Source organism: Rubrivivax sp. A210, assembly GCF_904426505.1.
Classification (GTDB): Bacteria; Pseudomonadota; Gammaproteobacteria; order Burkholderiales; family Burkholderiaceae_C; genus Rubrivivax.
In genome coordinates this window covers 561,788-585,598 of record NZ_CAJGBN010000001.1, presented here as the reverse complement: position 1 = coordinate 585,598, position 23,811 = coordinate 561,788, and the positions used below count along the sequence as shown (strand labels likewise).

The 23,811-nt window shown below is 67.7% G+C and carries 26 protein-coding genes; 23 read left to right on the top strand and 3 right to left on the bottom strand.

What is annotated here, in order from left to right; translation table 11 throughout:
* The first annotated feature begins 25 nt into the window (after positions 1-25).
* From JMV16_RS02570 to JMV16_RS02505, 14 genes are all read left to right on the top strand, one after another.
* Complete coding sequence (locus JMV16_RS02570; protein ID WP_201492571.1) at positions 26-1,522, top strand: TraB/VirB10 family protein; 1,497 nt, start codon at positions 26-28, stop codon at positions 1,520-1,522.
* A 132-nt stretch (positions 1,523-1,654) separates the two neighbouring features.
* The gene (locus JMV16_RS02565; RefSeq protein ID WP_201492570.1) at positions 1,655-2,377 is read left to right on the top strand and encodes a DsbC family protein; all 723 of its coding nucleotides are present in this window, start codon (positions 1,655-1,657) and stop codon (positions 2,375-2,377) included.
* A gap of 26 nt (positions 2,378-2,403) precedes the next feature.
* On the top strand, positions 2,404-3,099 hold the full coding sequence (gene traV, locus JMV16_RS02560; protein WP_201492569.1) for a type IV conjugative transfer system lipoprotein TraV: 696 nt from the start codon (positions 2,404-2,406) through the stop codon (positions 3,097-3,099).
* On the top strand, positions 3,096-5,714 hold the full coding sequence (gene traC, locus JMV16_RS02555) for a type IV secretion system protein TraC (protein ID WP_201492568.1): 2,619 nt from the start codon (positions 3,096-3,098) through the stop codon (positions 5,712-5,714). The genes traV and traC overlap by 4 nt, the downstream gene beginning before the upstream one ends.
* Before the next feature lie 5 nt (positions 5,715-5,719).
* Positions 5,720-6,130 (top strand): hypothetical protein, encoded by a 411-nt coding sequence (locus JMV16_RS02550; protein ID WP_201492567.1) that lies wholly within the window; start codon positions 5,720-5,722, stop codon positions 6,128-6,130.
* On the top strand, positions 6,127-6,720 hold the full coding sequence (locus JMV16_RS02545) for a S26 family signal peptidase (RefSeq protein WP_201492566.1): 594 nt from the start codon (positions 6,127-6,129) through the stop codon (positions 6,718-6,720). Before JMV16_RS02550 ends, JMV16_RS02545 begins: the two co-directional genes overlap by 4 nt.
* Entirely contained in the window at positions 6,717-7,349 is a 633-nt protein-coding gene (gene traW / locus JMV16_RS02540) for a type-F conjugative transfer system protein TraW (RefSeq protein ID WP_236580317.1), read from the top strand. Before JMV16_RS02545 ends, traW begins: the two co-directional genes overlap by 4 nt.
* Entirely contained in the window at positions 7,346-8,458 is a 1,113-nt protein-coding gene (locus tag JMV16_RS02535; protein WP_201492565.1) for a TraU family protein, read from the top strand. Before traW ends, JMV16_RS02535 begins: the two co-directional genes overlap by 4 nt.
* Positions 8,459-8,577: 119 nt before the next feature.
* Positions 8,578-9,222: a type-F conjugative transfer system pilin assembly protein TrbC gene (gene trbC, locus JMV16_RS02530; RefSeq protein ID WP_201492564.1), complete on the top strand. Its 645-nt coding sequence runs from the start codon at positions 8,578-8,580 to the stop codon at positions 9,220-9,222.
* Positions 9,219-11,390, top strand: a complete 2,172-nt coding sequence (gene traN, locus JMV16_RS02525) for a conjugal transfer protein TraN (RefSeq protein ID WP_201492563.1) — start codon at positions 9,219-9,221, stop codon at positions 11,388-11,390. Before trbC ends, traN begins: the two co-directional genes overlap by 4 nt.
* Positions 11,390-12,376: a conjugal transfer protein TraF gene (locus JMV16_RS02520; protein WP_201492562.1), complete on the top strand. Its 987-nt coding sequence runs from the start codon at positions 11,390-11,392 to the stop codon at positions 12,374-12,376. Before traN ends, JMV16_RS02520 begins: the two co-directional genes overlap by 1 nt.
* A gap of 23 nt (positions 12,377-12,399) precedes the next feature.
* Positions 12,400-12,612 (top strand): hypothetical protein, encoded by a 213-nt coding sequence (locus JMV16_RS02515; RefSeq protein ID WP_201492561.1) that lies wholly within the window; start codon positions 12,400-12,402, stop codon positions 12,610-12,612.
* Positions 12,613-12,616: 4 nt separating this feature from the next.
* Positions 12,617-14,098, top strand: a complete 1,482-nt coding sequence (locus JMV16_RS02510) for a conjugal transfer protein TraH (RefSeq protein WP_201492560.1) — start codon at positions 12,617-12,619, stop codon at positions 14,096-14,098.
* A gap of 29 nt (positions 14,099-14,127) precedes the next feature.
* The gene (locus tag JMV16_RS02505) at positions 14,128-17,079 is read left to right on the top strand and encodes a conjugal transfer protein TraG N-terminal domain-containing protein (RefSeq protein ID WP_201492559.1); all 2,952 of its coding nucleotides are present in this window, start codon (positions 14,128-14,130) and stop codon (positions 17,077-17,079) included.
* Positions 17,080-17,150: 71 nt separating this feature from the next.
* On the opposite strand, the gene JMV16_RS02500 is transcribed toward JMV16_RS02505, so the two are convergent.
* Positions 17,151-17,387 (bottom strand): hypothetical protein, encoded by a 237-nt coding sequence (locus JMV16_RS02500; RefSeq protein WP_201492558.1) that lies wholly within the window; start codon positions 17,385-17,387, stop codon positions 17,151-17,153.
* 140 nt (positions 17,388-17,527) lie between these two features.
* Between JMV16_RS02500 and JMV16_RS02495 the strand changes: the two genes are divergently transcribed.
* Positions 17,528-18,580, top strand: coding sequence for a S49 family peptidase (locus JMV16_RS02495; protein ID WP_201492557.1), 1,053 nt, complete (start codon positions 17,528-17,530; stop codon positions 18,578-18,580).
* Positions 18,581-18,673: 93 nt separating this feature from the next.
* Here the strand turns inward: JMV16_RS02495 and JMV16_RS02490 are convergent, their stop codons facing one another.
* Positions 18,674-18,955, bottom strand: a complete 282-nt coding sequence (locus JMV16_RS02490) for a hypothetical protein (RefSeq protein WP_201492556.1) — start codon at positions 18,953-18,955, stop codon at positions 18,674-18,676.
* Positions 18,956-19,088: 133 nt separating this feature from the next.
* Between JMV16_RS02490 and JMV16_RS02485 the strand changes: the two genes are divergently transcribed.
* From JMV16_RS02485 to JMV16_RS02450, 8 genes are all read left to right on the top strand, one after another.
* Positions 19,089-19,331, top strand: a complete 243-nt coding sequence (locus tag JMV16_RS02485; RefSeq protein ID WP_201492555.1) for an AbrB/MazE/SpoVT family DNA-binding domain-containing protein — start codon at positions 19,089-19,091, stop codon at positions 19,329-19,331.
* Positions 19,328-19,723 carry a PIN domain-containing protein gene (locus JMV16_RS02480; protein WP_201492554.1) on the top strand — a complete coding sequence of 132 codons (396 nt, stop codon included), beginning with the start codon at positions 19,328-19,330 and terminating at the stop codon, positions 19,721-19,723. The genes JMV16_RS02485 and JMV16_RS02480 overlap by 4 nt, the downstream gene beginning before the upstream one ends.
* A 26-nt stretch (positions 19,724-19,749) precedes the next feature.
* Positions 19,750-20,040 (top strand): nucleotidyltransferase family protein, encoded by a 291-nt coding sequence (locus JMV16_RS02475; RefSeq protein ID WP_201492553.1) that lies wholly within the window; start codon positions 19,750-19,752, stop codon positions 20,038-20,040.
* Complete coding sequence (locus tag JMV16_RS02470) at positions 20,037-20,423, top strand: DUF86 domain-containing protein (RefSeq protein ID WP_201492552.1); 387 nt, start codon at positions 20,037-20,039, stop codon at positions 20,421-20,423. Before JMV16_RS02475 ends, JMV16_RS02470 begins: the two co-directional genes overlap by 4 nt.
* A gap of 79 nt (positions 20,424-20,502) precedes the next feature.
* Positions 20,503-20,793 (top strand): nucleotidyltransferase family protein, encoded by a 291-nt coding sequence (locus tag JMV16_RS02465; protein WP_201492551.1) that lies wholly within the window; start codon positions 20,503-20,505, stop codon positions 20,791-20,793.
* Positions 20,794-21,119: 326 nt separating this feature from the next.
* Entirely contained in the window at positions 21,120-21,386 is a 267-nt protein-coding gene (locus JMV16_RS02460) for a hypothetical protein (protein WP_201492550.1), read from the top strand.
* Positions 21,383-22,492, top strand: a complete 1,110-nt coding sequence (locus JMV16_RS02455; RefSeq protein WP_201492549.1) for an ABC transporter substrate-binding protein — start codon at positions 21,383-21,385, stop codon at positions 22,490-22,492. The genes JMV16_RS02460 and JMV16_RS02455 overlap by 4 nt, the downstream gene beginning before the upstream one ends.
* A complete protein-coding gene (locus tag JMV16_RS02450) occupies positions 22,489-23,052 on the top strand; it encodes a hypothetical protein (RefSeq protein WP_201492548.1) in 564 nt (187 codons plus the stop codon). The genes JMV16_RS02455 and JMV16_RS02450 overlap by 4 nt, the downstream gene beginning before the upstream one ends.
* Before the next feature lie 8 nt (positions 23,053-23,060).
* On the opposite strand, the gene JMV16_RS02445 is transcribed toward JMV16_RS02450, so the two are convergent.
* Positions 23,061-23,732, bottom strand: coding sequence for an STY4526/YPO1902 family pathogenicity island replication protein (locus tag JMV16_RS02445; RefSeq protein WP_201492547.1), 672 nt, complete (start codon positions 23,730-23,732; stop codon positions 23,061-23,063).
* Between the last annotated feature and the right edge of the window lie 79 nt (positions 23,733-23,811).

The following is a 23,811-nucleotide window of genomic DNA, read 5'->3' as shown; positions in this document are numbered from 1 at the left end:
CCTCAACCCGGCCCGGTCCCATCTCATGGCAACACGTCTGAACATCCCGATCTATTCGCGCCTATCGCCAAAGGCCAAGCAGATCGTCAACATGATCGCCGGCGGCCTGGGCATGCTGTGCGTCGCGCTGGTGGTCTCGGGAATGATCGGTGGCCCCGAGCTGCAGTCGGCCGCCCCGAAGGAAATGCCCCGGCCCCGGCCCATCGTGGGCGTCCCTGGCGCCCAGCTCGACGCTAAGGATGCCTGGATGGGCGGGGCCGGCAAGGAACTGGCCCAGCTGCGCGACCAGCTCAAGACCGCGGAAGACGACCGCCTGGCCCTGCGTGGCGAGCTCAAGGCAACGCGGGACCAGTTCACGTCCGAGATGAACGCGCTGCGCGAGCGCGGCCTGCTGCCTCCCGCGCCGGCACAGTCGGCGGCGCCGGTTGTGGCGCCGCTGGACCTGGTGCCGATCAGGCCGGTCGTTTCGCCGCCCCAGGCCGCTCCTGCTGTCACCGGCGGCACAGTGGCAGGCTCTCCAGCCGCCGCTGCAACTCCAGCCACCCGGGGGCCTGTGGCCTTTCCAAGCCAGCGTGGGGACCGGCTGCCTGCGCCTGCCGCCGGGGCCTATCCGCCGGGGTCGCCCCTGGGCGGAGGCCAAGCGGCTGCAGGAAGCGCCGCGGGCCCGGTCGTCGAGCTGCCGCCGGTATCGCTGATGCGCGTGTCGCTCGGCCCGGCCGCATCCGCCAGTTCGGCCCAGGCCTCCAACGCCAAGACCTCCGGCCAAGCCGTTCGACAGCCCCGCACTTTGAACACCTTCCTGCCGGTGGGCTTTACGCGCGCCGTGCTGTTGGGTGGCCTGGCCGCGCCCACCGGCGGCCAGGCACAGAGCAATCCCGTGCCCGTGCTGCTGCGCCTGGCCGATCTGGCCGTGCTGCCCAACGGCTACAGGGCCCAGGTCAAGGACTGCCTGGTGATCGGCGAGGGCTATGGCGAGCATTCCGCTGAGCGCGCCTACATCCGCGCCACGCTGCTGTCCTGCGTCATGCGCGACGGCCAGGTGCTGGAAGTGCCGATCAAGGGCAGCGTCTTCGGCGAAGACGGCATGAACGGGATGATGGGCAAGCTGGTCACCAAGCAGGGCGCCATCCTCGGCAACGCACTGCTCGCCGGCGTGGCCTCGGGCATAGGACAGGGCGTTGCCCAGGCCAGCCAGGTCACCACGACCACGGCGCTGGGCTCGGTGACGACGCCCAACACCGACGTCAACAGCATCCTCAAACAGGGCTTCGGCACCGGAGTGGGCAAGGCTTTGGATCGCTTGGCCCAGTACTACATCTCCCTCGCCGAGCGCACCTTCCCGATCATCGAAGTACTCCCCGGTCGCATCGTCGACGTGGTGATCCAGCAGGGCGTGACCTTGGATGTGGCGTTGGCCGCCATCGGCCCGGCCACGTCGCCGAGTACGTCGCGAGGCGGACAGCCCGACAACGACCGCAGCGCGCTGATGCGCGCCGCACGCGGCGAAGCCGAAGACGAATAGCTCATGTCCTCAATCCGGAAGCCCTGTATGACTCGCGACAGCATCACGTCTCTCCAAGCGCTGATCCTCCTCGGCAATCTTGCCTTGGTACTTGGCTTGGTTGTCCTCCCGTCTGCGGCCCGCGCCGCTGACGTGGATGCCCTTTCCACGGTGCGCGAGCGGTTGCAGGCCCGCAATCCCGGCACTCGCATCGACAGTGTGGCGGCCTCGCCCATCGCCGGCCTCTACGAGGTGGTGATGGGCAGGAACGTCGCCTACATGGACGCCAGCGGCCGCTATGCGCTGTTCGGCAACGTCTGGGATATGCAGGAGCGGCGTGACCTGACGGCCGACCGCAAGGCAGCCCTCGACCGCGTCGACGTTGCAGCGCTGCCGAAGGCGCGCGCGCTGCGCCACACCCGGGGCCAGGGCTCTCGGGTGCTCTACGTCTTTGCCGACCCGCAGTGCGGCTACTGCAGACAACTCCAGCAGACGCTCGCGGGCTTGGACGACTTGACCGTCTACACCTTCGTGATTCCGCTGCTGGGCCCCGAGTCCAGGCGCCTGGCGAGCGACATCTCCTGCGCCGCTGACCCGGCTGCGGCCTGGGCCGCCTGGATGCTGCGCGGGCAGGCTCCGCAGCCTGCCGCAGCCGAGTGTGCGGCAGGCCATGGCGATACCGCCGAAGCGCTGGCCAAGTCACTCGGCATCACCGGCACGCCGACCCTCGTCGCAGCCGACGGGCGCAAGAAGGCCGGCAGCCTGCCGGCGTCCCAGCTCGCCGCCTGGCTGGCCGAGCCCCAGTTGGAGGCCCAGCGCAGCCGTGGCGGCGCCGGCATCTCGGCGAGCTCGACCGTGAAGACCGCACCCCGCTGAATCCAGCCAACCGGACCTCCGCCACCATGGACTTTCTTCGCCTTCGTCGCCTCGCGCCGCTCGTCGCGGCCCTCTTCGTCTCGGCCTGCGTCAACCTCTCCGGTCTGGGGTCGAACTCCGAGTTCCAGTGCAAGGCGCCCGAGGGCGTCCCCTGCCAGAGTGTCTCGGGCGTGCACCACAACGAGCGCGCCGGCAACCTGCCGTCGCAGCGGTTGCACAAGGCCGTGCCAGCGGCCCCGGTGGTCAACAGCCCCGAGACCGTCAATGCAACACCGGACGGCACCTTTCCGGGCCCTGGAGAGGCCCAGAAGGCGCCTCCCAAGCTGCCGGCCTATCGCAAGGCAGTGGCGCCGCCAGAGATCGGCGCGATTCGATCCGAGCCGACCATCGTCCGGGTCTGGATCGCACCCTGGGAGGACGCCGACGGCGATCTGCACGACCAGAGCTACGTCTACCTGCAGGTTGACGCCGGCCGCTGGCTGATCGAGCACAACCGGGCCCAGATTCGGCGCGAATTCGCGCCAGCCAAGGCCGGCGCCGCCCTCGTCGGCGAAGCGGTCCCCTCGTCGCCCAAGCCCGCCGCTGCCAGCCCGGCGCCGGCGGCGCGCACAGGCCCGCAGGCCATGGAAGAGGCCATGCGGCAGGGCAGGGCCCAGGCCGCAGCCGCTGCCGAACGCGATGCCGCCGCCAAGGCCGGCGCGCGCGGGGAGGTCCGGCCGTGATCGCCGACCTGATTTCCCGTGCCAGGGCCCTGTTGGCCCCGCCCACGCCGGCCGAAATCGAGGCGGGCCCGGTCGTCGATCTCACCGAGTCGGGTGCGCGCATGGCGAGCTGGCTGCCCTACAGCGCCTACCGTCCGGCCGAGCGGGTCTTCATCAACCGTGACTCGCTGGGCTTCGTGCTCGAGGTCACTCCCCAGACCGGGGCCAACCAGGACACGGCCGAGCGTCTCAAGGGCCTGTATGCGCGCATGCCCACCGACGCGACGATGCAGATCCACCTGTGGGCTTCGCCCAATGTCGGCCCCCAGTTGCGCGACTACGCCAACCTGCGCCGCGCCGACGAGGATGCGGTCGGCAAGGCCGCCCTGCGTGGCGGCCGACCCGCCCGCAATGCCAATGTCTTCCGGGTGATGGCGCGCCGGCGCTATGCCCACTTGCTGCAGGCGTCGCGGCAGCCGCTGTCGGGCGATGTCGCCTTCCTGGTGCGCGACTTCCAGATCTTCGTCTCGGTGACCTTGCCCGGAAATGTCCGCGACCAGCAGCGCTTGGACAAGCTGCTCGACATCCGGGAGGGCATGCGCAGCACGCTTCTGGCGGCCCATTTTCCGGCCAGCGTCGTCGACGCCGACCGCCTGATCGGCCTGGTCGGAGAGTGGCTGAACCCGGGTCGCTTGCGGGCCTCGCATCTCGAACCCGTGTCCTACGCAGAGCACAAGCCGCTGTGCGACCAGATCGTCGACCGCGACACAACGGCCGACTGGAGCGACCCGTCCAAGGTGTTGGTGGAACGGCTGGGTGGAGGCGATGACGAGCGCGTCGAGCTGCGCTTCCTGTCGGTGCAGCGCACGCCCAAGACATTCGCGCTGTGGGGCATGTCGGCCCTGGTGGGCGACATGTTCCAGGACAGCCTGCAGCTGCCTTGTCCCTTCCTGGTGACGATGGGGGTGTCCATCCCCGACCAGGATTCGATGAGCAGCGCGGCCATCGCCGACAAGGCCCAGGCCCAGCGCAATGCCAGCGGCGACATCGCCCAGTACAGCCCTGGCTTCGCCGAGCGCAACCAGGACTGGGACAACGCCCTCAAGGCGCTCTCCGGCGGCGGCAAGCTGGTGTGGACTTACCACCAGGTCGTCCTCTTCACCCAGCCAGGCCAGGGTGGGCGTGCCGAGAGCGCGCTGCGCGACCTCTGGCGGGCGCGCGGCTTCGAGCTCGTCGTCGACGGCTTCATCCACCGGGCCGCCTTGCTGCAGTCCCTGCCGATGGGCATGTCCAAGCCGTTCACGGCCGACCTGCATCAGCTCAAGCGCTTCGAGCTGCGAACCTCCGGCAACACCATCCACCTCGCGCCACTCGTGGCGGAAGGCAAGGGCACCGGCACGCCGACCATGCTGATGGTGGGGCGACGGGGCCAGTTGACGACGCTGGACTTCTTCGACAACACCAACGGCGGCAAGAACGTCGCCATCGTCGGCGGCGTGGGCGCGGGCAAGTCCACGCTGCTGCAGGAGATCGCCGCCGCCTACTCGTCTCGGGGTGCGCTGGTCCGGGTATTCGAGGCCGGACGAAGCTTCGAGCGCCTGACCGGCCGCATCGGGGGCCAGTTCGTGCGTTTCACCCACGATGCCCGCATCTGCGTCAATCCGTTCAGCCTGGTGTCCGAGCCCCAGGATATCGACGGCGAGCTCTGCGGCGGGATCGACGACGACGTCGCCGTGCTCCAGCCCCTGCTGGCCAAGATGGCCAGCCCGCACGCGGCGCTCGATCCGGCCATCTACGCCACCCTGGCCACGGTGATCAAGGAGGAGTACGTCGCCCACGGCCGCGACATGACGGTCACCCACATCATGCAGCGCTACAAGTCCGGCCGCCTCTACGAGGACCGGCCGGTCGACCAGCGCTACCTGGACATGGCCGACATGCTCGCGCCGTTTGCCGCTGGCGGCCCTTACGCGGCCTACTTCGAGGGCCGGTCCAACCTGGACTTCAGCAACGACTTCCTCGTCTTCGAGATGCAGGAGCTGTCGAGCAATCCGCATCTGCGTTCGGTCGTGCAGATGATCCTGCTGTACCAGGTAACGCAGGAAATGCTGGAAGAGCGGCACCGCCAGAAGCTCTTCATCATGGACGAGGCCAAGGAAGCCCTGGCTGGCAACGGCAGCGACGATCGCGTGCTGGCCGAGTTCCTGGAGAAGCTCTACCTGCGGGTGCGCAAGTACAACGGCTCGGCCATCACCGCCACGCAGGATGTGGCGCACTACTTCAGCTCGCCCTATGGCGCCTCGATCTGGAACCAGAGCGAGTACATCATGATGGGCAAGCAGTCCGAGAACTCGATCGAGGCCATCGCCAGCGGCAGCGCGATCCGCCTCGACGATGGCCTGCGTCGGCTCCTGACCTCGATTGCTACCAGTTCGGGCAGCTTCCGCGAGTGGTATGTCCACTCCGGCCTGTTTAAGGGCGTGGTGCGCCTGGTGCTCAATCCCAGCACCATGCTGCTGTTCTCGAACCGGGCCGAGGACAACACACCGCTGGACGATGAGATCCAGCGCGGTGCGACGGTGACACAGGCGATCGACGCCGTGCTGCGCCGCCGCGGTATCGAAGAGGCGCAGTGACGGCCATGGCGCGCCACCTCGTCACCGTGCTGATCGCTACCTGCGTCTGTGCCCTGGCGCTGGGTATCTACGACCTGCGGGTGCGCCAGCCGCGCACGCCGCGCCTGGCCCTGATCGACATCGCCCGGCTGTACGCGGCCGCCGACCTGAGCCTCAAGGATCGCGCCATCAACCGTGGCGCGGCAGCACCCGTCGATGGGGCGGCTTCGGCCCCGCCGACGGTAGCGGCGGGTCTGCGCCGCGCCGAGGACTTCGGCCCGATGCTGGAGGGCGTCCTCAAGGACTTGTCCGGCGAGTGCCGCTGCGCCATCGTGGCCATGGCCGCCGTGATCGGCGCCGATGCGACGATGCCGGACTTCACGGCCGAGGCGGCGCGTCGCATGGGCTTGCCGCTGCGCGCGGGGTATGCGCCATGAGCCTGCATGAGCGCATCGCCATGCGGCTGCAACAACGCTGGCCGCAGATCCGACATCAGTTGCCCCGTGACGTGGCGCTCGTTCTGGTCCTCGGTCTCCTGGCCCAGGCCTATAGCCTGGCGGTGGTGGCCACCGACAGCGTCCACACCAGCCTGGCCCTGGTCATCAAGGGTGCGCCGGCCAGGCCCGGTGACCTGGTGGTCTTCGGCTATGCAGGACGCCCGCTCGAGCGCTACTACCCGGAAGGCATGCTTGCACGCCTGCAGCGCAAGGTCGGGATGGAAGTCTCGCTGGCAGGCCCCAGGATGGGCGAGGGGCTGATCAAGTACCTGGTGGGCATCCCAGGGGATCGCGTCGAGGTCGAAGGCGACCAGGTCTACCTGCAGACCCGTGGCGGCCGCCTGGCTGTCGGGCGCTGCAAGCCGACCTCGAGCCATGGCGTGCCATTGACGCCGGTGTCTCCGCAGACCATCCCCCCGGGCTTCGTCTACGTCTGGGCGCCCCACGCCGATGCGCTGGACTCGCGCTATGCCGTCATGGGCCTGGTGCCGGCGGGCGCCCTGGTGGGCAAGGCGGTGAAGCTGTGGTGACCGTGCCCAACCTCGCCGGCATGCTTGTCCTGGTCGCTGCGCTTGTACCGGCCGGGTGCTGGGCGCACGACCTGGGCACCGTGGGGCCGGTCTACCCCATCGCCGAGCCCGACATGCTCGATTCGATCACGGGCTTGCTGCGTGAGAAGCAGGCCAGCGGCGAACTCGCGCGCATAGAGGCCGAAGCCAAGCGCCGTGTGCAAGCCAGCGTGCACACGCCCGCGCCGGTGCCGGGGCTGCGCCGCGTCCAGGTCGCCCGGTCCTGGCGCTTCGATCCGTCGGTCCGCTTCGACGAATCGGTGCTCGACGACAAGGGCAGGGTGGTCGTCCCCGGCGGCACGGTCGCCAACCCGCTCGATGTCGTTTCGATGCGATCGACCTGGCTGATCTTCGACGGGCGCGACCCGGCCCAGGTGGCACTGGCCAGATCCGAACTGGCGAAGGCAAAAGGGTTGATCAAACCCATCCTGGTCGGCGGCTCACCGCTCCAGCTCTCACAGGATTGGAAGCGGCCGGTCTACTTCGACCAGAACGGCCGCACGGTCAAGCGCCTGGGCCTCACGGCCGTGCCGGTGCGGGTCAGCCAGGAAGGTCGTGAGCTGCTGATCCAGGAGCTGGTCCCGCAATGAGTTTCTTGAAGCTACTTTCCCGTCTGCTGCGTACGCTGCGTGCGCGACTCGGCCGCGGCTCCCGGCAGATCCTTGCGGCCCTGGTCGCCTGCACGGCCGTCGGCAGCGCGCAGGCCGTGGTGACCGGCGGCGGCTCGGCCATCGGCGAGGTGACCTGCTACGGAGAGTGGGCCAACCCGATCTCCGACATCTGCTGGCAGTGCATCTTCCCCATCAGCATCGGCGCCTTCGCGGTCGAGGCCGGACAAGAGGACATCGAGAACCCGGGCTCGCCGATCTGCTTCTGTCCCATCCCGCTGCCGCCTTACTACCGCATGGGCCTGGAGATCGGGTTCTGGGAGCCGACCCGCCTGGTCGAGCACACCCGCACACCCTTCTGCTTTCCATCCTTGGGTGGCATGTACATGAGTGGCGGCGACGCCTTCAAGCCACCTGGCGCGCAGTCCTATGTGAGCCGGGACCGGGTGAGCAGGGACGGCTTCTACCAGACCCATCTGTACGCCAATCCCCTGCTGTACTACCTGAATGCGCTGCTGGACCAGCAGTGCCTGGAAAGCGGCTCGCTGGACCTGGCCTATATGTCCGAGTACGACTCGGCCTGGCACGACGACGAGGAGACGGCCATCCTCGAGCCCGAGGCGCCGCTGTTCGCCAACCTGCTGGCCATCGCCGCTTGCTCGGTGGACTGCACCATGGCCAGTGTCGGCTTCGGCATTCGCGAGTTGTTCTGGTGCTCGGGCTGCAACGGCCCGGTCTACCCGATGAACGGAAACGTCCCCGTCCACATCGGCGGCATCCAGGCGTCGTCGCTGCTGACCCATCGCATCCTGGCCAAGCTGCACCGGCTGTTCATCGCCTGGCAGTGGCATGGGGAGGGCGCGGTATGCAACGGCTACCCCGCTCCGCTGATGGACAAGCGCGGCTACAAGACCCAGTTGGTCTACCCCATACCACTGGTTGGTGGCACCGATGGAACGGGCCTCAACCGTTGCTGCCAGCCGCTGGGTCGCACGACGCAGATCTGGGGCATGGGCCGCGAGTACCCGATCCGCGGCGAGGACTTCTCCTACCAGGTGTTTCGCAAGCGCAACTGCTGCGTGTCCGATTGAAGGGCCCGAGCTCGACCATGCACCTTCCTAACCTCAATTCTTGCCGCCGCGCCGCCGTTCTCGCGGCCTTGACGTGCCTGGCAGCCGCACGGGCTGCGGAAGGCCTGGCGACTCCGCCGGTGCGCTTGCCCGACGCGGCCGAGCTGGAGGCGGCGCGCCGCCTGCTGCCTTCGCCCGCCGACCTCGAGCGGGCCACCAGGGAGCAACAGCGCAGTTCGGGCGTGCGGCCACCTTCGGCCGAATCCGGGCCCGGCGCCGGCGTCGATCTGTCCCGCCTGGCCGAGCAGTACGAGCAAATGCGCAGGGGACCGGCGGCCGAGAGCGGCGCCGATCGCGTCGCCGCGGGCCTGCTGATCTTCGTCAGCCTGGGCATGCCCACGCCCAGCCTCGAACGGCTGGTGGCCGATGCCGAGCGCGTGCGCGCCACCCTGGTCCTGCGGGGCGTGAAGGAAATGTCGCTGAAGAAGACCGCCGCGGCGATCACGGAGGTGATGGGCCAGCGACGGGTGGCCTGGCAGATCGATCCCATGCTCTACAGGCGGTTCGAAGTCGGGGCAGTGCCCAGCTTCGTCCTCATTGACCCCGCCCGTCCGATGCTGGTCGCCTGCGGCCAAAGCCAGTGCCAGGGGTCGGCATACGCCAAGCTCGCCGGAGACGTGAGCATCGACCACGCGCTGGCCGAAATCGAGCGCGGCGACGCCGATCTCGCCGAGGTGGCGCGGCGCACGCGGGATCGATTGCTGGTGATGGGAGGTCGCCCATGAGGCGGGTCCGGATCGGGATCTCGGCCCTGGCTGCCCTGGCCATGCTGGGCGCGCCGGCCGCTGCCCAGCAGCAGGCACCGGCAACGCCGCAGAGCGCCTTCGACGATGCCAAGGCCTTGGGAACCCAGCGGGCCAACAGCGACGCACTGAACCTGCGCAACGGCCAGAGCCAGGGCGTCGTGGCCAACACCATACGCGGCTTCACTGCCGATCCGCCAGAGAAGCAGATCTATGGCCGCCAGGACACGGCAGGGCCCACCGCGGCGATGCGAGCGCGGTGCGCGTCGAATCCGTCCGACCCCGTGTGCTCGGGGGCGCGGGTGGCAACTGCCCAGCGGCCCGCCAGCGATCTCACGCCCGCCAGCCCGGTGCTCGCCGCCCAGGAGGCGGTGCGCAATCCGACGGCCGTTCTCGGCGACATCGCGTCGACCTACAACGCCTGTTCCGTGGGAGGAACCCTCACCACACCCGCGCAGTTCGAGCGCCGAAGCTGCACCCTGGACACCGGCGCCTGGCAGTCCGAGCCCTGCACCAAGACGCTCAGTGTGAGCCCCGTTGATAGGTATTCCTGCAACGTGGGCAGCGTGCTGGCTTCCGCGAACATCGGCGGCGAGATGTCGGTTGTCGCCTACTGCAATGCGACCGGCAATGGCCGGGTTCCCTTCACGTTCAACGCCTGGGGTTCGCACGGCACATGCTCAGGGCCCTTGTCTGTGACCCTGGACCTGTCCAGGCCTCAGCCGCAGACCGGCGGCACGCCCCAGGTGGTCGGAGGCCTCCAGCCGCACTGGAGTGGCTACTGCTTCCCGATCGAGGTGGCCTGGGAAGGGCCTGGATGCAGCAATGGGCAGTGCAACCTGACGGTGCACTTTGTCCAGACACCTGCGATCGAGCCCGGTTACGCCTGCACTCAGGCCGGTCAGGTCAGGGGTGCCGACATCAGCTTCTCCGGTTACCCTCCTGGCGGCAGCGAAGCGACCTGCTTCGTGCCCTACCAGGACTACGACGCCGCCGCTTCCGCTGGGGCTCTCGAATATTGGGGTGTCGCCGGCGGGGTCGCCGCCTACTGGGGCGCGGTGGGCCCCGCTACGCCGTCAGGCTGGCAGTGGAGTGGCGGGCGGCACTACAGCACTGCGCTCAGCTTCGCCGAGCCGACCTTGCTACCGGCCAGCGGGGATGTCTGGACGGACTCGTGCGCGAGTCAAGAGGCACGCGCGCCGCTCCAGGCCAAGGACGGCTTGGATACCGGCAGCACCCTGGTCAAGCCGACCGTCGGGCCGATCGGGCAGTCCCAATGTGTACGGACCCGCAGTGTCTGCACCGACGGACCCTCCACGAGGGTGATCGATGGCGTGTCCGTCAGGCGCGAGTGCTGGTCCTACTCCAACCAGTTTGAGTGCACGACGCTCGACGCATCGTCGACCTGTGGTGCGGCCGCGTTCGCGGCCTGTAGCCCGGCTGGCGATGCTGGATGCGTGTCGGTCGACAGCGCCGGCCGCTGCCTGCAGGCGACGCAGGCCGTTGACTGCAAGACAGCTGATGCCGTCTTTTCGTCGGCGCTGAACTGCGGCGATTCCAGCTATTGCGCAGGCGGCTCATGCTGGGACAGCACCAAGACTTCCAACACAGGGTTTGCGCAGGCGGTCAGCCAGTTGGAAGCTCACCAGGAGGCGGGCAAGGACATGACCGTCGACGGCTCGGCGGTACAGATTTTCAAGGGGCAGGACCGCCGCTGCACGGTTGGGAGCTTCGGGCTCGACAACTGCTGCAGCGACTCCGCCTTGATACAGCAGTGCAGCCAGGACGAACAGGACACCTACCGCCAGAAGAGCGAGGGGCGCTGCCACGCCGTGGGCGAGTACTGCTCCAGCCGGGCCATATTCGGCAGCTGCGTCGAGCGCACGCACTCGGCCTGCTGCTTCAGCTCCCTGCTCGGTCGCGTGATCCAGGAACAGGGTCGAGCCCAGCTCGCGGTGGACTGGGGCGACGCTCGCAATCCCGACTGCCGCGGCTTCACGCCCGCCGAGCTGACGGCCCTGGACTGGTCGCGCTTCGACCTCAGCGAGTTCTACGCCTCAATCCACGCCACGCCGCTGGAACAGAACCAGGTGTCTGGCGACGTGCGCGGGCAGCAGACCGGCTGCTACTACGGCAAAGGAAGGTGCTGATGAACCTGCATGCACTGCGCCCGAGGCAGGCCCGAATTCGCGCCCGCGCCGGCCTGCTCGCCACGGCGCTCCTGTCCTGCAACCTGGCCGTCCAGGCCCAGGGCGCTCAGTCTCCCCTGGTCGCTGTCGACGAGCCGGCGGTCGAGACGCCTTACTGGCGGCGCGCCCGCGAGGGCTGGTTCTGGCAGTTCGACCCGCCGGTCGCGCCCAAGTCCATGCCATCGGAAGCCAGGTTGGTGCCGGTGGCGCCCATCTCCGACGACGACCGCGACCTGGCGGCTCTGGACGACTTCAAGCAGCGTCTCGAGCGCGCCCTGAACGTGGCCACGCAGAACCCCAGCGAGGCCAACGTCATGCGCTACCTCGAAATGCTCACCCTGGCGCGCCAGAAGGCCTCGGTCTTCGCCGATGTTGCCCAGGTCGTGGCGGTCAGGATGCCCTGGATAGACGGCAAGCTCGCCGGCGGCAGGCCGGCCCAGCCGAACGCCCAGCGCGCCTTCGACAGCATCCAGATGCAGGACCGGGACCAGCTGCTGCGCGAACTGGCCCAGACCCACGGGCTGTACTTCTTCTTCCGGCGCAACTGCGCCTACTGCCATGTCCAGGCGCCGATGCTGAGGCAGTTCCAGGAAAAGTACGGCTTCACCGTCTATGCCGTCAGCCTCGACGGCGGCAGCCTCCCGGACTTTCCCGGAGCGGTGCGAAGCAACGGCCTGGCCGAGTCGGTCGCCGACGCCATGGGCGTGCCGTCGCAGCATTTCGTCGTGCCAGCCGTGGTGCTGGCCAGGCCCGCCACGCGCGAGGTCGTTCCGGTGGGATTCGGCGCGATGACGATGGACGAGATGGCCGATCGCGTGGCCGCCATCGTGCGCGTGCGCGAGGGCGGGGCCGGACGCGGCTCGCGCAGCGCCATGGCCGCCCTCGGGGGCTACGACGCGGACCTGCCCATTCCCGCGCACCAGCCCGGTCGCGCGACGGCGCCTTGAACCCAAGCTCGAGGAGATTCCCGATGACGCACATGACTCCCGTCGATGCCATGGTGCTGGCCGACACCTGTGCCCGGGCTCACGGCTACAGCGGCATCCCCACCGACGCCGGCTGGGTTGTGACCGCGATCCTGGCGGCGGCCAACGGCACGCGCGAACTGCTTGCTCATGGACTGCCCGCGCTTCCCGCACCCCAGGCGCCGATGCAGATCCTGTCGGTCGACGTGGAGATCTGAGGCAATGGGACTCGACACCAATCCGGGCCGCCGTGCCAGCGTCACCCTCGGGCAGCGCCTGGTCGCCTTGGCCACCGCCGCCTGCCTGCAGGCCGCGCCGGCCGCTCAGGCGGCCGACCTCAGCGCTCAGATGGCCAGCATGTTCGGCAACGGCGCCATGGCCAACGTGACCGGGCCTGGGGCCTATCGGTCACAGACGCAGAACATCTACACCGGCGGCGAGATGCAGATCCGCTTCCCGGCACGGAACTACCAGCTCTGGTCCTTCTCTCTGCCCAGCGTGCGCGCAGGCTGCGGCGGCGCAGACATCTTCCTCGGCAGCTTTTCCCACATCGACGGAAGCCAATTCAAGCAGATGCTGGAGCAGGTCGCGCAGGCCTATGTGGGCCTGACCTTCAAGGCTGCGCTCAAGAGCATCAATCCGCTGATCGAGAGCGTCATCGGAGACATGCAGAAGAGCCTGGAGTCCTTCTCGCAGTACGGCGGCAGCGTGTGTTCCATGGCCCAGGCCGCCGTCGACGCCACGTCCTCGGTGACCGGCATGACGGCCGAGAACTCCTGCATCACGATGGCGATGGAGGTCTTCGGCGACAGCTCGGCCAAGGCGCGGGTGCGTTGCAAGGCCGGGGTTGCCGCCACCAATGCCGCCGCCAAGGCCAGCAGCGACCCCAGGCAGCGCGAACTGGCCGACAGGGACGTCAACCTGATCTGGGATGCCTTGAGCGGCTCTTCGCTCAGCGCCCAGGAGAAGGAAGTCTTCATGAACGTCGCCGGCACGGTCATCATCTACCAGCCGGCGAACGCCACCGACGAGAAGCCGGCGATGCCCAAGCCCTTCGAGCCGTCGATCGACTCGCTGAACACGCTGCTCCAGGGTCATGCGCCGGGCGCCGATGCGGACCATGTGCTGATCTCGAACTGGCTGCAGTGCCCGGATGCCGACTGCCTGGCGCCGACGACGAGCCAGGCCTCGATCACGCCGTTCCCGGTACTGGTGAGGCGCATGCTGGAGTCGATCCGGGATCGCGTCGCGGCGCGCCAGCCGCTGCAGCCCGCCGAAATCCAGTTCGTCAACATGACGACGGTACCGGTCTACCGCCTGATCGCGCTGGGTTACACGCGCGATTCGGCCGCCGGCAGCCAGGATTTCGTCGACCTGCTCATCAGCCGCTACGCCAAGGTCATCGCCTTCGACTACGCCTACACCTTCATGCGCACGGCGCTCAAGGACGCCAGGCTGTACCTGGGCATGGCCAAGCTGCGCAGCAAGGTGGAGGAGGTCCAGCGTGACCGCATGGTCGGCAACGTCAACCGGTTGATGGAAGAGATCGACCGTGAGCACAGCAAGGCACTGGGCCGAGTGCGCGAGGCGCGTGCGCTTGTCGACGACATGCAGGCCATCGAGCGAGAGATGCGCCTGTCGCTGCCGACCTCGATCCGAAACATGCAGGACATCGGCAACCTCCTGAGGGGCGGCCGCGGCTGAGCGATAGCCAGCCACTCCGAGGCATCACGATGAATCCGACCCAGACCCTGACCGTCTACGCCTACGGCAACGTCGATGCCCTGCACGGCATCTTCAACGCCGTGGCAATGATGATGAGCAGCAGCGACTACATGGACATCATCCGCGTCGCGCTGATCATCGGCTTCGCCGTTGTCGCCACACTGGCGGCGCTGCCCGGCAACCTGGCCAAAAGCTGGAGCTGGTTCCTCTCGGTGACCGTGCTCACCAGCATCCTGCTGGTGCCAAAGGCTGACGTCTCCATCGTTGACAAGCTGGGCCAGCAGAGCACGGCCGTGGTGGCCAACGTACCCTGGACCCTGGCCCTGCTTGCCAGCGTCAAGACAAGCATCGGGCACACGCTCACCGAGAAGTTCGAGACGGCGTTCCAGACCATCCCCAGGGCCAGCGCGGCCCTGCCGGCCGAGCTGAGCTACCTCGAGCATGGGGTGATGTTCGGCAGCCGCCTGGTCAGGGCGTCGCGCGACGCGGAGCCAATGTCGCTGTATGCCAAGGCAGACCTCGTGCAGTACCTCCGCAACTGCATGTTCCCTGAGCAGGGCCGCGCGGCCGATGCAGTCGAGAACTCGCTCGACCTGGCGGCTTCGGCTGGCGCCATGGCAAACCCGGCACTGAGTTCGTCGTACCACGATGTCGACAACGGCAATGTCCTGGTGACGGCGCGCTGTGACACGGTCTGGGCCAAGGTGCTGACCAAGGTCAACGCCGCGGGTGCCGAGGCGGTGCGGCGGGCCGCGCAGCAGAGTCTGCCCGACCTCTACCGGATCAACGCGGCCACGGCCGTCGACAAGATCGAGGCTTCCCTGCCGGCGATCTACGGCAAGGCCGCCCTGGCCGCGGGGGCCTCGTCCGCCTCGCAGATCATGGTGCAGAACATCATGATCAATGCGACCGCCGAGGCCTCTGCACTGTACGGGGCCTCTCTGAACGACCCGTCGACCCTGATGCTCGCCACCATGCAGACGCAGGCGACGCAGCAGATGAACGCCGGCAACCTGGTCCAGGGCCGCATCGCCGAGGAAGCCTTGCCCGTGGTGCGCAACATCACCGAGGGCATCCTCTACGCCTGCTTCCCGGTGCTGTGCATCCTGCTGGTGGCCTCGGAGGGCAAGGCGCTGGCGGCTCTCTTCAAGAGCTACGTCTACGTGCTCATCTGGGTCGAGCTCTGGCCGCCGATGTTCGCGGTGGTGAACTACCTACAGACACTGGAGGCAGCCAAGGTCATGGCCGGGGCCGCCTACTTGTCCGGCGGCACAACCGGGCTCACGCTGGGCACCGCGTCAGCTGTGTATTCGGCCTCGGTCTCGACGCTGGCCACTTCGGCCTGGATGGTGACCTTCGTGCCTGTGATCGCCGCGGCCGTGCTCTTCGGCTTCGACAAGATCATGGCCATCACCGGCGCCACCGGCGGCGGCCTTCGCGCCGCGCAGAGCGAGGCCTCGCAGGCGACCAAGGGCAACCTGCAGGCGGGCAACGTCAGCATGGACCAGCAGCAGCTGGCGGCCTATCGGTCAGACCCTGCGATGTACCGGACCGAGTCGGTCGGCGGCGTGGAGTTCAGGAACGTCGTCAACGGCCAGACCCTTGGGCAGTACCGTGAGGCTTCGGCGCCGGTGTCGCTGTCCGATACCACTGCGTTGACCCGCGGCATGGCCACCGAGGCCTCTGCGTCGATGCAAGCCGCCCAGCGCCATGGCAAGGCCTATGAGCGGTCGATCGACGCAGGGTACTCGGCGGCACTGACCGCGGCGCGCGGCAATGCGGCCAGTGCCAGCAAGGCCCTGGGGTGGGACGTGAGCAAGGTGGGGAGTGAGGGGGTTTCGGCGACCGAGGTCGATGACCTCAGCAAGAAGATTGCATCCACCCACGGAGTGAAGGACGTTAGTGCCATCACGAAGGCACTTTCAGCAGGGCTGAGCGGACTCTCCATTCCCATCTTCGGTGCCAACGGCAAGTCGGAGTCGGGAGAGCTGCTATCAAAGGAGGTTTCGGCGGGTGTTGACTCGCTTCGAAAGATCGGCGCCCAGCGCAAGCACGATCTCGTGAGCCAGTTCCGATCTGGAGAGGCCTTTGAAGAGGCACGCCGAAGCAATCGTGACGCAACCCAGCGCGTCGAGTCGTCGTGGCGCGAGGCTCAGGGGCATCGAGAGTCGGAGTCGGCTGAACTGTCCCGCGGCCAGCAGCTAAGCGCCAAGGTTGAGGGCGCGGAGCGCTTTGCGCGAGAGGCTTCGACGAAGTGGAACAACTCAATCGATCAGTTTGCGCGAGCCCGGTACGGAGTCAGCGTTCATGACGGCATCGCCGATCCCCGCCAGTGGCAGAAGATCGTCACGGCCTTCATCGACGCAGGCTCGGTGCGGACGGATACACCGGATGGCAAGCCGATGTTCATCCCGCCCGATCCTGGTCTGGGAATGAACGTGGTCCACACCAGCCTCGGAGCCAAGGCCGCAGCTGCAGCGCGGGGGGGCGAGCCCGAACTCGAAGGCCGGTTCGCCGCGGCCGAGCCTGGCGGCGGAGCGATCAACGTGGTTGCCGCCCGTGCGGCCAGCGACGAGCGTCTGAAGCAGGAACAGCAACGTCTAGGCGTGAACCCCACTGCCGAGGTCCGCGCCCCGGAGACCAAGCAACGGGTCGCGCAAGGGCATGGTCAGGCCGGGGCGGCTGCGGCAGCGGCCTCAGCCACGGTGAAGCGCGAGCAGGGCGAGGCGCAACTTTCCTACGACCAGCGAGCTGAGAAAGTCAGCACCGCTCACAAGCCGATCTTGAATGATCGGAATAGGGCCCTTGACAGCGTGCGAGGCACCGATGGCACGCCCCGGGCTTTCTCCGACGAAGCGTCAGCAGAGCAGAAGCGGAAGGACGCAGAGGCGACCAAGTTCTTGGAAGACGCCAAGAAGACGGTCATTCCGGGTCATCCTGACCCGAACAAGGGGCACTAATGCCATGGTCGCCTTTGCATAGCGCGGGAACGGATTCTCAGGGCCTAGACGTTCCGCTGGCCGAACTAGGTTTAAAAGTAACCCGAATCCCCGAAGCCCAACGCCTGTCGCATGGTGAAGGAAAGCCTTGCATCGTCGCTTTCTGCTGCATCGCGAGATCCGGCAGGCTCCACTGCCTCCATCGGCAAGCACGCCGCATCAACCAGCCCGACGCTGGTCGGAGCCACGCCGACAGCCATCGCACCGAGGTCGAGCGCGCCGCGGAAACCGCGGGTGACTGCACTCCACAAATTGCTGATGGCTTCCATGTACGGCTCTCCCTGTGTCTCCATTTGGCGGGTAGGAATCGTACTCCCGGGTTCTCGGTTTCTCAAAGCCGCCCGTTGCACCTCGGAACCTTTCTGGCTCCTAGAACCGCTCGCCTTGCTGTCTTCCCCTGCGGAATGCAATGAACCCCCGACCCTCCTTCCTCTCGGCCGCTGTGGCGCTTCTCCAACGTCTGTGGCGCGGCTTGCGCGCGCGACAAGCCGGCGCTGCCTTGGCCGGGGTTCCGACCGGGGAGATCGATCAGGGCCTGATCCTGCGTGCTGCGCTGACGGATCTCCTCGTCGACCGCCGGGCCGAGCGGCGATCACGCACGCTGCGCGCCGCGCTGTACTTCCTGATGTTCGCGCTGCCGGCCGCCCTTTACGTGGGCTTCTACGCCTGGTCGGCCGGCCTGCGGTTCGGACCGACCGGCGACAGCGTTGCCGTCGTGCGCCTGCAGGGCGAGATGACCGAGGGCTCGCCGGCGTCCGCGGACCGCGTCAACGCCATGTTGCGCAAGGCCTTCGAGAACGAGGGCGTGATGGCCATCGTCCTCGCGATCGACAGCCCCGGCGGCGCGCCGCTCGAGGCCGAACGCATCTACACCGCGCTGGACGGCTGGAGACGAAGCCATCCCAAGCCGGTCGTTGCCGTGATCAACAACCTGGGGGCTTCGGTGGCCTACCTGGTGGCGCTTCACGCAGACCGAATCTACGCCGGCAACTACTCCCTCGTCGGGTCGGTCGGGGCGGTGCTTTCTGGGTGGGATGCCCACGAAGGACTGGGGCGGCTGGGCGTGTCGAAGCGCGTCTACGCCTCGGGTGAATTGAAGACCATGATGCACCCCTACCTCCCCATGTCGCCGGAGGCCGAGCGCAAGGCGCACGAGCTCGTCGACGCCATGGGTGCCGCCTTCCTGGCCGAGCTGCAGGCGCTGCGCCGCGGCAAGCTGGCAGCCGACGTGGACTTCGGTGCCGGCGGTGTGTGGGGCGGCGCTCAGGCCATGAAACTGGGCCTGGTCGACGAGGTATCCACTCTCGACCAGGTCATCCAAGCGCGCTGGCCCGGATTGGCTGTGCAGGACTTCGGTCCTCGCTCTGGCAGTGTGCCTTTCGCAGGCGCCGCGGCCGACTGGATAGGGCAGCTGCTGGCCAGGCTGGCTGCCCGTGCGAATCCTGGCATCGAGCTGCGGTAGGGCTCAGTGTTGACCACTGCCGCTGCGACCAGCAAGGGCCAGTTGACCATACCGGCCGACGTGCGCCAAGTCATGGACGCGGCCTGCCAATCGTCAGCGGTAGTCGTTCTCGCGCTGATGTCTCGCCGCATCGAGGTTGGTGCCCCTGTGAGACAAGTTCTGCGTCGCCTTATCAGCGAGGGCCTGACGGGCCGACGCCAACCGAGCTTCCAGCTTGGCGATCACGTCATCTGCGGGGATGCCATTGCCAGCTTTCTGAGTGCGAGCAATCGCTGCGAGACCGCCCGCGAGAAGCGCTGCTTCCGCCCGGCGGCGGTCGATGGCCTCGCGAAGCTCGACATCGGCTCGAACGGAAGGAAAGGTGGCTGTCTTCATGGCGGCTCTCCGTCGCACATGCAATGCGTCGACTGTACGCCTCAGGATTCCGTCGCGCCGATGCAGAAGCCGTCTTGCCCTTGACTTTGCCTTACAGTAAAGTAAGGCTGCAACGAACTTCGAGGAAATCGTCTTGACCACCGCCACAGTGACCAGCAAGGGCCAGGTGACCATTCCGGCCGACGTGCGCCAGGCCCTGCGCGTGGAAGCGGGCGACCGCATCGAGTTCGTCCAGGTGGAGCCAGGCCGCTTCGAGGTGGTGGCGTCGACCCGGCCGGTGACGGAACTCAAGGGCATGTTTCCCAAGCCGGCCCGGCCGGTGAGCGTCGAGGCCATGAACGCGGCGATCCAGGCGCGCGGGGCGTCGGCGCGATGATTGGGCTGGACACCAACGTGCTCGTGCGCTACGTCATGCAGGACGACCCTAAGCAGTCGCTCAAGGCCAACCGTCTGGTCGAGTCGCTCACGCAGGATGAGCCAGGGTTCTTCTCGGTGGTGTCAGTGGTCGAACTCGTCTGGGTGCTGTCGTCCTGCTATGGCTTGGGCCGAAACCAGCTGGTTCAGGCGGTGGAGGCGGTGCTCAGGACCAAGGAGATCGTCGTCGACCGCGCCGATCACGTCGCCAAGGCGTTGCGCATGTTCAAGGCCGGCTCGGCCGATTTCGCGGACTGCCTGATCGAGCGCGGCGCCTCGAGCGCCGGCTGCGAGCAGACCATGACCTTCGACGCCGGGGCAGCCGGATCGGCGGGCATGACCTTGATCCAGTGATCGCCAGCCGCCTGCAGGATGCACACATGAAGCCCTCCGAAGCCTTGGCCTCGAACCGCGCCGCGATCCGGCAAGTGGTGGAGTCTCATCGCGCATGCAATGCCAGGGTCTTTGGATCCGTGCTGCATGGGCAGGATACAGAGGGCAGCGACCTCGACATCCTCATCGACCCGACGCCCAACACCACGTTGATGGACGTGGCCGCCATCCAAGTGGAACTGGAACGCTTGCTTGGTGTGACGGTCGATGTGCTGACGCCCAGGGCCTTGCCAGATTCATTCCGCAATCGGGTTCTCTCCGAGGCGGTGCCGGTATGAGCAAGGCCTTGCGAGTCCCGGACTACCTGGGGCACATCCTGCAGGCCATTGAGCGCATCGAACGCTATACGGCGGGCATGGATGCGGGTGCGTTTCTCAGTAGCGAATTGGTTCAGGACGCCGTGATCCGCAACCTGGAAAACCTCGGGGAAGCCTCGAACAATATCCAGCGCGCAGCACCGGAATTCGCAGCTCGGCATGCCGGCGTCCCCTGGGCATTCATGTACGCCATGCGCAACCGGCTCTCGCATGGTTACGCCCATGTCGATCTTGAAATCGTTTGGAATGCAGTTCAAGGCGATCTTCCCGGCCTGAAGACTCGAGTGCGGGAGGTTCTGGCCGACCTGCGCCGAAGCCAGGACATTGGGGGCGAAGCGCCATGAAGCTCCGCTCGGCGGCCCTGCACCTTGCGTTCACGCCGCATGCCATCGCCAGCGTTGATCGCCATGAAGGAAGCTGCAATTGAGGCCTTCACAGGCGCTTCAAGGCAAGCGCGACGCCGTCCGCGCGCTGGTGGAGCACTTTCCGGTGGGAAACCCGCGGGTGTTCGGTTCCGTATTGCACGGCACCGATCAGGAGGGCAGCGACCTGGACATTCTTGTCGACGCCATGCCTGGTGCCACGCTTTTCGACATCGGTGGCCTGCAGGATGCGTTGGAGGGCCTCTTGGGTGTGTCGGTGGACGTTCTGACCCCCGGCGACCTTCCGGTGAAGGCTCGGGACGTGGTGCTGTCCGAGGCGGTGCCGGTATGAGGGCGCCTCGAAACCTCTTCGTCCCTACTTGCTCCTGCAACTCGCAGCGATCAAGCTGGATACCTCGAAGGGAAGGGACGCAGCCAATAGGCAGATGATTCCCGTGGCCAGGCCGTGGCAATCGGCCTGGCAAACACTGGACAGCGGTCCAGGGCCATCGGAAGGGGCGAGCCGCCCTCCGAACGCAAAGGCCGGCTCGTGTGGACTTAGGAATGGCACCCAGCCCGGCCGTCTGCCGTGGACTTTGGGAGCCGGGGTGCTCGCCGCGGTAGCGGCCGTTGCCTCCATGGACTCGTCATCGAGCAACCTTCCACACGGAGTCCACCATGCGCATTCGCGTCTTCCTGTTCGCCTTCGCCCTGTCGTCGGCCGCAATCGCGGCCGACCAGCCCTGGCCGATGTCTTCGCCCGAGCACCGCGCCATCTTCTGCGGGGCTCCCGGCACCGAGACCAGCCGGCCCTACACCGAGGCGCTCAACGTGGCGCTCAAGGAACTCGTCGACCGCGGTGCCTCGGTGCAGGAAGCGGTGACCCTCCTGACCGAGCGTGCCCGCTGCGACCAGGTCGACGTGCTGCAGCGAGGCCCGAAATGAAGCGCCGCGGCTTGCTTCAAGGCGCCGGCGCCGCGCTCGCGCTGGCCAGCGGTGTCGTGCGCGCCAGCCCGCGCCTGCGCATAGGCGTTCCCCTGCCTTTCACTGGCGTCCAGAGCGAGGTGGCCAACGACCTGCGCGCGGGCTACGAAATGGCCTTCGCCCACGCCAGCGAGGCGGGCCTGAACCTGGAGCCGGTCTGGGCCGACGACGAGGCCAAGGCCGACCAAACGGCGCGCCTGGTCGAGCAGTTCGCCCGCGACCGCAGCATCCTGGCCACGACCGGCATCGTCGGTACGCCGCACGCCAAGGCGGCCGTTCCGCGCGCCGTCGTCGGCGGCCTTCCTGTGGTCGGGCTGCGCTCCGGCGCGGTCGAACTGCGCGACGGCACGCGCGGTGTCTACCACCTTCGCGCCTCCTACACCGACGAGCTGACCCGGATGGTCAGGACCATCGGCGGCGCCAGCCTGAACCGCCTGGCCGTGGTCTACAGCAACGATGCCTTCGGTACGGCCGCGGCGGCCCACGTGGCCGGAATCGTGGCCGAACACGGCGTCACCGTCGTCTCGAACGAGCCCGCGGAACGCGGCGGCAGCGACATCCAGGCGGCCGTGTCAAAGGCGCTGGATCCGAGCAAGCACGCCAAGGCGCTGCTGCTGCTCGTGCTCGAGGGCCCGATGCTCAAGGGCGTGACCCACGCCCGCACCAAGATGAGCTTCCTGGCGCCGGTGTTCTGCATGTCGTTCTGCGCGACCCGCCGCCTCGCCGAGGCCACGGACCCGAACCTGGTGGGCCTGGGCCTGGTGTCGGCGTTCCCGCTTCCTCGCACCGACCTCTCGCCGCTGGCGGACCATTTCCGCAAGGTGGCGGTCGACTGGAGCCGGCCGGGTGTCATCCACTCCCTCACGGCCTTCGAGGGCTACCTCTATGGCTCCGTTCTGGCCTCTGCCATCCGGCGGGCCCCAGACACCTCGCGCGCCGGCCTGGTCGCCGCTCTCAACGCGCCCCAGGAAGTCGGCGGCATCCGCGTCGCCTTCGATTCCAAGCTGGTGGGGTATCACTACCTGCAGCTCATCTACAAGAGCGGCACCGGGGTTCTGCGCGCATGAGCTGGCTGGAAGTTGTCTACGTGGCGGCCGGCATTGCTCTGCCGGCCTACTACCTGCCCCAGATGCGGAAGTGCTACAGCGATACGACCCGGCTCGCTTCGTTCTCGATGAGCAAGGCGTCGACGCAGCTGCTGCTGCGTGTCGCGATGCTGCCCTTCGTCTTCGGGGTCGGCAACCTCACCATGACCTGCATCGTCAGCCTGGACTTCGCCGGGCGCCTGGGCGAGTACGGTGTCGCCCTGTGGTCGCTGCGGCGGCAGGGGGTCTCGTGGCGAGAGGTGGTGGAGCGCTCGTTCTCGCTGTATTGGTTGGGTCGCGGTTCGGCGCGGACGGCCGAACCTGCAGCGGTCTCTCCCGATGCGGGTCAGCACCAACTGGCGCTTCCCTTGGGCCTGCATGGCGCCGACGGCATTGACGGCGAGCAGCGGCCCGCTTCGCTGATCATGCGCGCAGCCTTGCATCCGCTGGCCCATGTCGAGCTGGCCAAGTGGACGGCGCACGACCGGCCGGCGGGCAGCGATGCCGGGTCGGAGCCGGCGCAGCCGTCACCGGCCGCATGAACCTGGCGTCAGTGCCGGCCGGGCCGGCCTTGCTCGTCCGCCGACGCGGGCGGGACGTCCTCGACCACGGATTCCAGGCACACGATGGGCAGCGCGGGAAACGCCATGCTCAGCAGGTAGTAGCGATCCCGCTCGCTTTGCTGAACGCCAAGTTCCCGCCAGGTCGTGAGGATGAGGTCACGCAGGGAGTCCTGGGGCACCTTCGGGCGACCACCGGAGGACGTCGCTGGTGCGATGAGCTTTCGCAGGCGACGCACGTCGCTGTGGCTGACGCTGAACAGCCGCGAAATCAGCTGCGGCGAGGCGCCGCCGCGAACGAAGTACTCGTACTGCCGACGGTCGGCCTGCAGGCGGTCAAGGCGCGCGAGCTGGCGATGCAGCGCGGGCCCGTCGATCGCGATGAATATTCCGCAATCCCCGCCCGTGAAGTGCAGGGCCTCGGAAAGGGGCAGCGAGCGAAGCCGGTCGACAATCTCGGGTGGCAGGCCGGCGCGCAAATGGTCGGCCAGGGCCGAGTTCTCGGATTCGATCAGTGCGGCGACGACCCGCGTGAGCAGGAACATCCTGGTCGCCTGGTCGGACACGCCGACGGGCACCGACAGGCGTGCCATGCCGTCCTCGGCCCGGCCGGAGGCGCCGCTCCGTTCACACCGCGCTTGGTCCACACTGATCCGTTCCACTTCCGTGCTCCGCTTGGTCTTGCTGTATCCCCAACTGGGCACCCGCTGTCGCGGGGTGCCGGCCGCGGCTGCAACACAG